The sequence below is a fragment of the Serratia sp. BNK-4 genome, assembly GCF_048685115.1.
GTDB classification, from domain to species: domain Bacteria; phylum Pseudomonadota; class Gammaproteobacteria; order Enterobacterales; family Enterobacteriaceae; genus Serratia; species Serratia bockelmannii.
Window position 1 is genome coordinate 3706388 of the sequence record NZ_JBLQTM010000001.1, and the last position, 13177, is coordinate 3719564.

Consider the following 13177-nt stretch of genomic DNA (forward strand, 5'->3'; position numbering starts at 1 on the left):
CTTGCCACAGAAACCGCTTGAAGGCGCCCAGCTCGCCTGGATGACGGTCGCGCTCGCCATGGCGACCTTCATGCAGGTGCTGGACTCCACCATCGCCAACGTGGCGATCCCCACCATTGCCGGTAACCTCGGGTCTTCCAACTCGCAGGGGACCTGGGTGATCACCTCGTTCGGCGTGGCGAACGCCATCTCGATCCCGATCACCGGCTGGCTGGCGAAGCGCATCGGCGAAGTGCGGCTGTTCCTCTGGTCCACCGCGCTGTTCGTCCTCGCTTCCTGGCTGTGCGGCATCTCCAACAGCCTCGGCATGCTGATCTTCTTCCGCGTGATCCAGGGCGTGGTGGCCGGGCCGCTGATCCCGCTGTCGCAGAGCCTGTTGCTGAACAACTACCCGCCCGCCAAGCGAGCGATGGCCCTGGCGCTCTGGTCGATGACCGTGATCGTCGCGCCGATCTTCGGGCCGATCCTCGGCGGTTACATCAGCGACAACTACCATTGGGGTTGGATCTTCTTCATCAACATCCCGATCGGCGCCTTCGTTATCATGGCGGCGATGGCGACGCTGAAGGGGCGAGAAACCAAAACCGAGATCAAACCGATCGACACGGTTGGACTGGTGCTGCTGATCGTCGGCATCGGTTCGCTGCAGGTGATGCTCGATCAGGGCAAGGAGCTGGACTGGTTCAACTCGACCGAGATCATCACCCTGACCGTCGTGGCGGTCGTAGCGCTGTTGTTCCTGGTGGTCTGGGAGCTGACGGATGACCATCCGGTGGTGGATCTGTCGCTGTTCAAGTCGCGCAACTTCACCATCGGCTGCCTGTGCATCAGTCTGGCGTACATGCTGTATTTCGGCGCCATCGTGCTGTTGCCGCAGCTGCTGCAAGAGGTGTACGGCTATACCGCCACCTGGGCCGGGCTGGCGTCGGCGCCGGTCGGGCTGATCCCGGTGCTGCTGTCGCCGATCATCGGCAAGTTCGGCAACCGGCTCGACATGCGCAGGCTGGTGACCTTCAGCTTCATCATGTATGCCGTGTGCTTCTACTGGCGCGCCTATACGTTTGAACCGGGCATGGACTTCGGCGCTTCCGCCTGGCCGCAGTTCGTCCAGGGCTTCGCCATCGCCTGCTTCTTCATGCCGTTGACCACCATTACGCTGTCCGGCCTGCCGCCGGAGCGTATGGCGGCGGCATCGAGCCTGTCGAACTTCACGCGAACCCTGGCGGGCTCGATCGGTACCTCGATCACCACCACCCTGTGGACGCAGCGCGAATCGCAGCACCATTCGCAGCTGACGGAGTTCGTCAACCCGTACAACCCGCAGTCGCAGGAGATGTACCGGCAACTGGAGCAGCTCGGCATGAGCAAGCAGCAGGCGTCGGCGTATATCGCCAACGAGATCACCGCGCAGGGCCTGATCATCTCCGCCAACGAGATCTTCTGGCTGTCGGCCGGGGTGTTCCTGGTACTGCTGGTGCTGGTATGGGTGGCGAAACCGCCGTTCAGCTCTGGCGGCGGTGGGGGCGGCGGCGCTCACTAAGCTTCAATAAACGAAACGGGCGCCCTGGGGCGCCCGTTTTTTTATCCGACGTAGAACAGATTACGCCTGATTCTGACGCCACCAGTCCGCCAGCAGAATGCCGGTCGCCACGGAAACGTTCAGGCTTTCCACTTTGCCGGTGCCGCCGATAGACACGTTCATGTCGCCCTGTTGCCAGGCGCCGTCGCTGAGGCCGTCACGCTCCTGGCCCAGCACCAGCACCATCTTGGCCGGCAGCTTGGCCTGCGCCAGCGCGGTGCCTTTGTGGCTGGAGGTGGTGACGATGGTGTAACCCGCCTTGCGGAAGGTATCCAGCACCGACAGGAAATCATCGGCGTTGATCGCCTTGATGTGCTCCGCGCCGCCTTCTGCGGTACGCACCGCCGCGCCGGACTCCAGCAGCGCCGGATCCTGCAGCAGCACGCCGTTGACGCCGAAGTGGGCGCACGAACGGACGATGGCGCCCAGGTTGTGCGGGTTGCCCACTTCTTCCAGCGCCAGCACGCAGTCGGTCGCCGGTGCGGTTTTCAGGTAGGTCTGCGCATCCAGGCCCTGACGCTTTTTGATCAGGAAGCAGACGCCGCCGTGGTGCTCAGTGCCGGAAGCCTTGGCCAGCTCTTCCTCATCCACCACGTGGTAGGCTTTGCGGTTAGCCGCCATCCAGCGCAGCGCTTCACGGAAGCGCGGCGTGACCGACTGCACGAACCAGGCGCGCACGATCGCTTCCGGGCGGCTGGCGAACAGCGCCTGACAGGCGTTTTCACCGTAAACGCGGGTTTCTTCCGCGCGCTGGCGGCGCAGCTGTTCCGGATCGATGAAGCTTTTGCCGCTGATGCCACCGTGATCGAACGCCGGCTCTTCATTCGGTGCCCGCGAGACGGTTCTCCACGGTGACTCGTTGCCACCGCGATCTTCAGTGCGCGCCGGACGGCGAGGACGATCGCTTTCACTGCGGCGGGAGTCGGCGCCGCGGCGATCGTTGCCGCCACGCGCCTTGTCTTGACCAGTGCGGCCCGAGCGCGCACCGTCAGCCGGACGGCCTTTGCCAGCCGGACGTTTATTCTTGTTGCGGTCATCGCCATTGTCGTCGTCATTGCGGACGTACATCACTTTGACTTTACCGTTCTTGCCACTAAATGAATCGTTCATTGTCTTCTCCACCAACGCGCAGGGCGCGAAGATTACCTGATGTTGGTGCACGAAGCCACCAACTTGCGCTAAAAGCTCCCAACTATCACATCCATTGAACAAACCTCATTGTTCACGCGCCGGGTTTTGCCGATAATTGTCAGCATTAAAGAAACATCTCCGCAACCGCGTTGCGGGGACCCGGTTTTCTCAGTACCCGAGGTCAACATGAATACAGTTTGTGCAGCTTGCAATGCCACCAACCGTGTGCCGGAAGAACGTCTGGCGGACAACGCGAAATGCGGCCGCTGCGGCCACGAGCTCTTCGACGGTGAAGTGATCAACGCCACCGCCGCCACGCTGGACCAGTTGCTGCAGGACGATCTGCCGGTCGTGGTCGATTTCTGGGCGCCGTGGTGCGGCCCGTGCCGCAGCTTTGCGCCGATCTTTGAAGACGTGGCCGAAGAGCGCGCCGGCAAAGTGCGCTTCGTGAAAGTGAACACCGAAGCCGAACCGGAGCTGAGCGCCCGTTTCCGCATCCGCAGCATCCCGACCATCATGGTGTTCCGTCAGGGCAAGATGGTCGACATGCTCAACGGCGCGATGCCGAAGGCGCCGTTTGACAACTGGCTCAACGAGTTAGTGTGATTCCGCAAGTATAGGCCGTATCCCGCCATCGCGCGCGAACGCGCCCCGATCGAGCCCGCCCCTCCCGGCGGGCTTTTTTCTGCGTTACAATAGCGGTTTTTCCCCCAGGATCGTTATGACCGACAACGCCGTACTTCGCCTGCGCCAATTCCGTTTAGACCGCGCCACCCGCCCTTTTTTGGCGCGCGGTTGCCGGGTGGCGCGTTGTCAGGGTTGCCTGCTGCCGCATAAAAACTGCCTGTGTGACACCATTCGCCCGCAGCAGGCCGGCAGCCGCTTCTGCCTGATCATGTTCGGCGCCGAGCCGCTCAAGCCCAGCAACACCGGGCGCCTGATCGCCGATATCCTGCCGGACACCCAGGCGTTCCTCTGGTCGCGTACCGAGGTCGATCCCGCCCTGCTGGCAGCCATCAACGATCCGACGCGGCAGCCTTATGTGGTGTTCCCCGCGTCCTACGCCGACGCCGAACGGCCGGTGTTCAATGAGCTGCCCGTCGGCGGTAAACCGCCGCTGTTCATCATGCTGGACGGCACCTGGGCAGAAGCGCGCAAAATGTTCCGTAAAAGCCCGTATCTCAATCAATTCCCGGTGTTTTCACTCAACGTCGATGCCGCATCCGACTATCAGCTGCGCGAAGCCAGCCGCGCCGAGCAGCACTGTACGGCGGAAGTGGCCGCAGCCCTGTTGCAACAGGCGGGCGATCTGCCGGCCGCCGACGGATTGAATCAGCATTTCCGCTATTTCCGTCAACAGTATCTGGCGGGAAAACCGACCCGGCCGGAGGCACCGGTCACAGCAATGTAGCCATAAAGCGCCTAAAATCAGGCGTAACGTTGCCAAAAGGAGCCGTGCATGAGCCAGCGAGGGTTAGAAGCGCTACTACGTCCCAAATCGATCGCCGTGCTGGGCGCTTCGCAGCAGCCGGGCCGTGCCGGCAACCTGATGATGAGCAACCTGCTGGCCGGCGGTTTTGGCGGGCCCATCTTGCCGGTGACGCCGCGCTACAAGGCGGTATGCGGCGTCATGGCCTATCCCGACGTCGCCAGCCTGCCGCTGACGCCGGATCTGGCGATCATCTGCACCCACGCCAAGCGTAATCTGGCGCTGATCGACGCGCTGGGCCAACGCGGCTGCAAAACCGCCATCGTGCTCTCTTCGCCACCGGAACAGTTCGCCGAGCTGAAGGCCTGCGCGCAGCGCCACGCCATGCGGCTGTTGGGCCCCAACAGCCTGGGGCTGCTGGCGCCGTGGCAGGGCATCAACGCCAGCTTCTCGCCGGTGCCGATCCAAAAGGGCAAGCTGGCGTTTATCTCGCAGTCCGCCGCCGTGGCCAACACCATTCTCGACTGGGCGCAGCAGCGCGAAGTCGGCTTCTCCTACTTCATCGCGCTGGGCGACAGCCTGGACATCGACGTCGACGACCTGCTAGACTTTTTGGCGCGCGACAGCAAGACCAGCGCCATCCTGCTGTATCTGGAAAACATCAGCGACGCACGACGCTTTCTCTCCGCCTCGCGCAGCGCCTCACGCAACAAGCCCATTCTGGTGATCAAAAGCGGCCGCAGCCAACAGGCGCAATTACTGCTCAACAGCCAGCTGGGGCTGGACGCCGCTTATGACGCCGCCATCCAGCGCGCCGGCCTGCTGCGCGTGCAGGATACTCACGAGCTGTTCTCCGCGGTGGAAACCCTCAGCCATATGCATCCGCTGCGGGGGGAACGGTTGATGATCGTCAGCAACGGCGCGGCGCCGGCGGCGATGGCGCTGGACGAACTGCTCGGCCGCAACGGCAAGCTGGCGACGCTGAGCGAGGAAAGCCTGGCGAAGCTGAGCGATGCGCTGCCGGATTTCATTCGCGCCGGCAACCCGCTCGATCTGCGCGATGACGCCACGCCGCAGCGCTACCTGGCGGCTCTCGAAGCGCTGCTCGACAGCCACGACTATGACGCGCTGCTTCTGATCCATGCGCCGAGTGCGGCGGCGCCGGGCACCGCCACGGCGCAGCGGCTGATTGACGCGCTGCATCGCCATACGCGCGGCAAGCGCATCACCTTGCTGACCAACTGGTGCGGCGAATACTCTTCTCAAGAGGCGCGCCGGCAGTTTACCGAGGCCGCCATTCCCACCTACCGCACGCCGGAAGGCGCGGTCACCGCCTTTATGCATATGGTGGAATACCGCCGCAACCAAAAGCAGCTGAAAGAGACCCCGGCGCTGCCGGTCGGCCTGACCGCCAATACCGCCGACGCTCACCGCCTGATCCATCAGGCGCTGGCCGAAGGCGCCACCCAGTTGGATACCCACGAGGTGCAATCCATTCTGCAGGCTTATGACCTGAGCACCCTGCCGACCTGGATCGCCGAAGACAGCGCCGAAGCGGTGCACATCGCCGAGCAGATCGGCTACCCGGTGGCGCTGAAGCTGCGTTCGCCGGATATTCCGCACAAATCGGAAGTTCAGGGCGTGATGCTCTACCTGCGCACCGCGACCGAAGTGCAGCGCGCGGCGGAGGCGATCCTCGACCGTGTGAAGCGTACCTACCCCCAGGCGCGCATCCATGGCCTGTTGGTGCAGAGCATGGCCAACCGCGCAGGCGCCCAGGAGCTGCGCATCGCGGTGGAGCAGGATGCCATTTTCGGCCCGTTGATCATGCTGGGAGAAGGCGGCGTAGAGTGGCGCCAGGAAAATCAGGTGGCGGTCGCGCTGCCGCCGCTGAACATGGCGCTGGCGCGTTATCTGGTGCTGCAGGCGGTGAAAGGCGGCAAGATCCGCGGGCGCAGCGCGCTGCGGCCTTTAGATATCCCTGGACTAAGCCGCTTGCTGGTGCAGGTCTCCAACCTGATCCTCGACTGCCCGGAGATCGCCCGGCTGGATATTCACCCGGTGTTGGCCTCCGGCAGCGAATTCACCCTGCTGGACGTTTCGATGCAGCTCGCGCCGTTCAGCGGCGATCCGCAGGCGCGGCTGGCGATCCGCCCTTATCCGCATGAGCTGGAAGAGACCATCGCGTTGAAAGACGGCAGCCAGTGCCTGTTCCGCCCGATCCTGCCGGAAGACGAACCGGCGCTGAAACATTTCATCGACCGGGTGACCAAGGAAGACCTCTATTATCGCTACTTCAGCGAGATCAACGAGTTTACCCATGACGATTTGGCCAACATGACGCAGATCGACTACGATCGAGAAATGGCCTTTGTGGCGGTGCGCGCAGACGAGATCATCGGTGTGACCCGCGCGCTGTCCGATCCGGACAACACCGACGCCGAGTTCGCCGTACTGGTGCGTTCCGATCTCAAAGGCGTGGGCCTAGGCCGTCAGCTACTGGAGAAAATGATCGCCTACGCGCGCGCGCATGGCCTGACCCGCCTGAGCGGCATCACCATGCCGAATAACCGCGGCATGATCGCGCTGGCGCAGCGACTGGGCTTTGGCATCGAGGTGCAGCTTGAGGACGGCATCGTCAATCTGACGCTGCCGCTGCAGGCCGCCGACGCGCAGTGACCTGCGTCGCAATGCGCTACGAATCCACCACTTAACGCCAAAACATACGCACAATCGGGGCAACTAATGGTATTATCGCCCGATTATTCGGTTTATTGTTTTTATGCCTGTGGCGTTCCGGCCATCAATCATGAGAGAAGAAACGCACTGTGATGTTGTCAAAATTTAAACGTAGCAAACATCAACAACACCTTGCACAACTGCCCAAACTCCCCCAGACGGTTGCTGATGTTCGTACGTTGTACACGCCGTCCGATTTTCGCACCACGCTGCTGAGCGCCATCGCCAACGCCACCCAACGCATCTATCTGGTGGCCCTGTATCTGGAGCATGACGACGCCGGGCGCGAGATCCTCAACGCGCTGTATCAAGCCAAGCAGCGTCGGCCCGAGCTGGAAATCTGCGTACTGGTCGACTGGCACCGCGCACAGCGCGGGCGAATCGGCGCCGCCGCCGCCAATACCAACGCCGACTGGTACTGCGCCATGGCCAGCCAACATCCGGAACAGTCGGTGCCGATCTACGGCGTGCCGGTCAATACCCGCGAAGCGTTGGGCGTTCTGCACCTGAAGGGCTTTGTGGTCGACGATACCGTGATCTACAGCGGCGCCAGCATCAACGACGTTTATCTGCATCAGCATGAGAAATACCGTTACGATCGCTACCAGCTGATCACCAATGAGGTGTTGGCCGATACCCTGATCGATTACATCAAGCAGCATCTGCTCACCGCCGGCGCCGTACAACGCCTCGATCGCAGCGATCGGCCGAAAAGCCCGGAGATCAAAAACGAGACCCGTCTGTTCCGTTTCGCCCTGCGCCGCGCGGGTTACCACTTCCGCGGCAAGGCCGGCAACGATGAGCTGGCGGTGACGCCGCTGGTTGGGCTTGGCAAGCAAAGCGTGCTGAATAAAACCATTCATCACCTGATGTCGTGCGCCGACCAGAAACTGACGCTGTGTACTCCCTATTTCAACCTGCCGGCGCTGCTGGTGCGCAACATCATTTATCTGCTGCGCCAGGGCAAACAGGTGGAGATCATCGTCGGCGACAAGACCGCCAACGACTTCTATATTCCGGAGGACCAGCCGTTCAAAATCATCGGCGCGCTGCCCTACCTGTACGAGATCAACCTGCGCCGCTTTCTGAGCCGCTTGCAGCGTTATATCGACACCGGGCAGCTGATCGTGCGTCTGTGGAAGGATGGCGATAACAGCTATCACCTGAAAGGCATGTGGGTAGACGAAGAGTGGCAGCTGATTACCGGCAATAACCTCAACCCGCGCGCCTGGCGGCTGGATCTGGAAAACGCCATTCTGATCCACGATCCCAAGCAGGAAATGCGCGAGCAGCGGCAAAAAGAGCTGGAATGCATCCGCACTCACACCACCGTGGTCGGCCATTATCAGGAGCTGCAAAGCATTCAGCAGTACCCGATCAAGGTGCGTAAGCTGATTCGCCGTCTGCGGCGTATCCGCATCGATCGGCTGATTAGCCGTATCCTGTAAGATGGACTCTGACCCCAGCCAAGGCCGGGGTTTTTATTACAGCTGTATCTCCTTGCCTTTGCGATGCAACCGGAGCGAGACCAGCAACGCCAGCAGGCACATGCCGGAAACGTACCAGAAGAAAGCGTTCTCCACGCCAAACGATTTAAGCGACAACGCGACATATTCCGCCGAACCACCGAACAGGGCATTCGCCACCGCATAAGACAAGCCTACCCCTAACGCGCGTACCTCCGGCGGGAACATCTCGGCTTTAAGCAACCCGCTGATCGCGGTGTAAAAGCTGACAACGAACAGCGCCAACACGATCAGACCGAACGCCATAAAGGGGTTGGTCACCTCTTTCAAGGCAAACAGGATCGGCACCGTCAACACCGTGGCGAAGGCTGAGAAGATCAGCATCGAGCTGCGACGGCCGATTTTGTCCGAAAACGCGCCTACCGCCGGCTGCAGCAGCATAAAGACGAACAGCGCCACGGTCATGATGGCGCTGGCCAGCTTGGCGTCCATACCAGCGGTGTTCACCAGGTATTTTTGCATGTAGGTGGTGAAGGTGTAGAAGGTCAGCGAACCGGCGGCGGTAAAGCCCAGCACCATCAGGAACGCCTTGCGGTTCTTCCACAGCCCCGTCAGCGAACCGGCATCTTTGTGGTTACGCGTCTTCGCATCGGAGGTTTCATTCAGCGAGCGGCGCAGGTACAGCGCCACCACCGCCAACACCGCCCCCAAGGCAAACGGAATACGCCATCCCCAGGCTTTCAGCTCTTCGCCGGACAATATTTGCTGCAGGATCACCAAAACCAGCAGCGCCAACAGTTGCCCGCCGATCAGCGTCACGTACTGGAACGAGGCGTAGAAGCCACGCCGCCCCTTGATTGCCACCTCGCTCATGTAGGTGGCGCTGGTGCCATACTCCCCCCCTACCGACAACCCCTGGAACAGGCGGGCAATCAGCAGCAGCGCCGGCGCCCAGCTGCCGATTGATTCATAAGTCGGCAGGCAGGCGATCACCAGCGATCCGGCGCACATCATGCAGACCGAAATCAGCATCGAGTTTTTCCGGCCATGCTTGTCAGCGATGTAGCCGAATAACCAACCGCCGATAGGTCGCATGAAGAAGCCGGCGGCGAATACCCCGGCGGTTTGCAGCAGCTGTGTCGTACTGTTGCCCGCCGGAAAAAATGAGGCAGCAAAGTAGATTGAGCAGAAGGAGTAGACGTAAAAATCAAACCACTCCACCAGATTGCCTGACGAAGCCCCGACGATAGCGAAAATGCGTTTCTTGTTATCCAGCGCTCCCTGTTCGGTGCCGTGCTCATCCCCAAGAGCCGAGGTTGTTTCTGTCATGATGTTTTCTCCGAGCCATAGCAATGATGAAATTCGGCGTCCTGCCGCCAGGTGTTACTTTATTGTTATTTATAAGTTAACAGCCAAACTTAATAGCGGACGAAGAATATCTGATATTCAGAGAAACAATGCGTTGGTTTTGTGATGAATATTAAACAGTACGATGAAAGCTGAAGCGGATTACAACGGGGATTTTCCATTTTACGCATAGCAAAAAGCCCTGAACGTCAGTTCAGGGTTTTCGGCTTTATTTGATGCCTGGCAGTGTCCTACTCTCGCATGGGGAGACCCCACACTACCATCGGCGCTACGGCGTTTCACTTCTGAGTTCGGCATGGGGTCAGGTGGGACCACCGCGCTATTGCCGCCAGGCAAATTCTGTTTCATTCCAACCGCATCACTCCCGTGAAGCCATCAGAACCAATCTCGGAACTTCGCTGAAAATCTCTCTAAAAACACCTTCGGTGTTGTAAGGTTAAGCCTCACGGATCATTAGTACTGGTTAGCTCAATGCATCGCTGCACTTACACACCCAGCCTATCAACGTCTTAGTCTTAAACGTTCCTTCAGGGGCCTTAAAGGCCCAGGGAAGACTCATCTTGAGGCAAGTTTCGCGCTTAGATGCTTTCAGCGCTTATCTTTTCCGCACTTAGCTACCGGGCAATGCCATTGGCATGACAACCCGAACACCAGTGGTGCGTTCACTCCGGTCCTCTCGTACTAGGAGCAACCCCTCTCAATCTTCCAACGCCCACGGCAGATAGGGACCGAACTGTCTCACGACGTTCTAAACCCAGCTCGCGTACCACTTTAAATGGCGAACAGCCATACCCTTGGGACCTACTTCAGCCCCAGGATGTGATGAGCCGACATCGAGGTGCCAAACACCGCCGTCGATATGAACTCTTGGGCGGTATCAGCCTGTTATCCCCGGAGTACCTTTTATCCGTTGAGCGATGGCCCTTCCATTCAGAACCACCGGATCACTAAGACCTACTTTCGTACCTGCTCGAGCCGTCACTCTCGCAGTCAAGCTAGCTTATGCCTTTGCACTAACCTCACGATGTCCGACCGTGATTAGCTAACCTTCGTGCTCCTCCGTTACTCTTTGGGAGGAGACCGCCCCAGTCAAACTACCCACCAGACACTGTCCTCACCCCGGATTACGGGGCCGAGTTAGAACATCAAACATTAAAGGGTGGTATTTCAAGGATGGCTCCACGCAGACTGGCGTCCACGCTTCAAAGCCTCCCACCTATCCTACACATCAAGGCTCAATGTTCAGTGTCAAGCTATAGTAAAGGTTCACGGGGTCTTTCCGTCTTGCCGCGGGTACACTGCATCTTCACAGCGAGTTCAATTTCACTGAGTCTCGGGTGGAGACAGCCTGGCCATCATTACGCCATTCGTGCAGGTCGGAACTTACCCGACAAGGAATTTCGCTACCTTAGGACCGTTATAGTTACGGCCGCCGTTTACTGGGGCTTCGATCAAGAGCTTCGCCTTGCGGCTGACCCCATCAATTAACCTTCCAGCACCGGGCAGGCGTCACACCGTATACGTCCACTTTCGTGTTTGCACAGTGCTGTGTTTTTATTAAACAGTTGCAGCCAGCTGGTATCTTCGACTGGCTTCAGCTCCATCCGCGAGGGACTTCACCTACATGCCAGCGTGCCTTCTCCCGAAGTTACGGCACCATTTTGCCTAGTTCCTTCACCCGAGTTCTCTCAAGCGCCTTGGTATTCTCTACCTGACCACCTGTGTCGGTTTGGGGTACGATTTAATGTTACCTGATGCTTAGAGGATTTTCCTGGAAGCAGGGCATCAACTACTTCTGCACCGTAGTGCATCGTCATCACGCCTCAGGGTTAGTATGCAACCGGATTTACCAGGTCACACCCCCTACACGCTTAAACCGGGACAACCGTCGCCCGGCTAGCCTAGCCTTCTCCGTCCCCCCTTCGCAGTAACACCAAGTACAGGAATATTAACCTGTTTCCCATCGACTACGCTTTTCAGCCTCGCCTTAGGGGTCGACTCACCCTGCCCCGATTAACGTTGGACAGGAACCCTTGGTCTTCCGGCGAGCGGGCTTTTCACCCGCTTTATCGTTACTTATGTCAGCATTCGCACTTCTGATACCTCCAGCAACCCTCACAGGCCACCTTCAACGGCTTACAGAACGCTCCCCTACCCAACAACGCCTAAGCGTCGCTGCCGCAGCTTCGGTGCATGGTTTAGCCCCGTTACATCTTCCGCGCAGGCCGACTCGACCAGTGAGCTATTACGCTTTCTTTAAATGATGGCTGCTTCTAAGCCAACATCCTGGCTGTCTATGCCTTCCCACATCGTTTCCCACTTAACCATGACTTTGGGACCTTAGCTGGCGGTCTGGGTTGTTTCCCTCTTCACGACGGACGTTAGCACCCGCCGTGTGTCTCCCGTGATAACATTCTTCGGTATTCGGAGTTTGCATCGGTTTGGTAAGCCGGGATGGCCCCCTAGCCGAAACAGTGCTCTACCCCCGAAGATGAGTTCACGAGGCGCTACCTAAATAGCTTTCGGGGAGAACCAGCTATCTCCCGGTTTGATTGGCCTTTCACCCCCAGCCACAAGTCATCCGCTAATTTTTCAACATTAGTCGGTTCGGTCCTCCAGTTAGTGTTACCCAACCTTCAACCTGCCCATGGCTAGATCACCGGGTTTCGGGTCTATACCTTGCAACTAATCGCCCAGTTAAGACTCGGTTTCCCTACGGCTCCCCTATACGGTTAACCTTGCTACAAAATATAAGTCGCTGACCCATTATACAAAAGGTACGCAGTCACACCACGAAGGTGCTCCCACTGCTTGTACGTACACGGTTTCAGGTTCTATTTCACTCCCCTCGCCGGGGTTCTTTTCGCCTTTCCCTCACGGTACTGGTTCACTATCGGTCAGTCAGGAGTATTTAGCCTTGGAGGATGGTCCCCCCATATTCAGACAGGATGTCACGTGTCCCGCCCTACTCATCGAACTCACGACCTGTGCATTTTAGTGTACGGGGCTATCACCCTTTGCTGCGCGACTTTCCAGACGCTTCCACTAACACACAAGCCGATTCAGGTTCTGGGCTCCTCCCCGTTCGCTCGCCGCTACTGGGGGAATCTCGGTTGATTTCTTTTCCTCGGGGTACTTAGATGTTTCAGTTCCCCCGGTTCGCCTCATGCCACTATGTATTCATGACATGATAGTGTGTCGAAACACACTGGGTTTCCCCATTCGGGTATCGCCGGTTATAACGGTTCATATCACCTTACCGACGCTTTTCGCAGATTAGCACGCCCTTCATCGCCTCTGACTGCCTAGGCATCCACCGTGTACGCTTAGTCACTTAACCTCACAACCCGAAGATGTTTCCATCGTTCGCGCTGCAAACATTTGAGAGACTCTATGACAGGTTACTCTTCATCCCAGTACATCTACGGAGGGATAAATTTCAGCCGTCATGTTTCAATTTTCAGC

7 protein-coding genes and 2 rRNA genes are annotated in these 13177 nt (G+C 58.9%); 5 read left to right on the plus strand and 4 right to left on the minus strand.

Annotation, left to right across the window (positions count from 1 at the left end; genetic code table 11):
• The first annotated feature begins 1 nt into the window (after position 1).
• Positions 2 to 1540 (plus strand): multidrug efflux MFS transporter permease subunit EmrB, encoded by a 1539-nt coding sequence (gene emrB / locus ACMGGW_RS17795; RefSeq protein ID WP_043143795.1) that lies wholly within the window; start codon positions 2 to 4, stop codon positions 1538 to 1540.
• Positions 1541 to 1600: 60 nt separating this feature from the next.
• Here the strand turns inward: emrB and ACMGGW_RS17800 are convergent, their stop codons facing one another.
• Positions 1601 to 2689, minus strand: a complete 1089-nt coding sequence (locus ACMGGW_RS17800; RefSeq protein ID WP_025304005.1) for a tRNA/rRNA methyltransferase — start codon at positions 2687 to 2689, stop codon at positions 1601 to 1603.
• A gap of 207 nt (positions 2690 to 2896) precedes the next feature.
• Between ACMGGW_RS17800 and trxC the strand changes: the two genes are divergently transcribed.
• The 4 genes from trxC (at position 2897) to pssA (ending at position 8326) form a co-directional block, all read left to right on the plus strand.
• Positions 2897 to 3316, plus strand: a complete 420-nt coding sequence (gene trxC, locus ACMGGW_RS17805) for a thioredoxin TrxC (protein ID WP_004928868.1) — start codon at positions 2897 to 2899, stop codon at positions 3314 to 3316.
• A 115-nt stretch (positions 3317 to 3431) separates the two neighbouring features.
• Positions 3432 to 4121, plus strand: coding sequence for a tRNA-uridine aminocarboxypropyltransferase (locus tag ACMGGW_RS17810; RefSeq protein WP_038629863.1), 690 nt, complete (start codon positions 3432 to 3434; stop codon positions 4119 to 4121).
• 48 nt (positions 4122 to 4169) lie between these two features.
• Positions 4170 to 6818: a bifunctional acetate--CoA ligase family protein/GNAT family N-acetyltransferase gene (locus ACMGGW_RS17815; protein WP_025304006.1), complete on the plus strand. Its 2649-nt coding sequence runs from the start codon at positions 4170 to 4172 to the stop codon at positions 6816 to 6818.
• A 152-nt stretch (positions 6819 to 6970) separates the two neighbouring features.
• On the plus strand, positions 6971 to 8326 hold the full coding sequence (pssA, locus tag ACMGGW_RS17820; protein ID WP_049205230.1) for a CDP-diacylglycerol--serine O-phosphatidyltransferase: 1356 nt from the start codon (positions 6971 to 6973) through the stop codon (positions 8324 to 8326).
• Between the two features lie 36 nt (positions 8327 to 8362).
• Here pssA and ACMGGW_RS17825 read toward each other — a convergent pair whose 3' ends face one another.
• The 3 genes from ACMGGW_RS17825 to ACMGGW_RS17835 form a co-directional block, all read right to left on the minus strand.
• Positions 8363 to 9673, minus strand: a complete 1311-nt coding sequence (locus tag ACMGGW_RS17825; RefSeq protein WP_025304008.1) for an MFS family transporter — start codon at positions 9671 to 9673, stop codon at positions 8363 to 8365.
• Between the two features lie 256 nt (positions 9674 to 9929).
• Positions 9930 to 10045: ribosomal RNA gene (gene rrf / locus ACMGGW_RS17830) — 5S ribosomal RNA — on the minus strand.
• Between the two features lie 99 nt (positions 10046 to 10144).
• Positions 10145 to 13052, minus strand: a 23S ribosomal RNA gene (locus tag ACMGGW_RS17835).
• Positions 13053 to 13177: the final 125 nt, after the last annotated feature.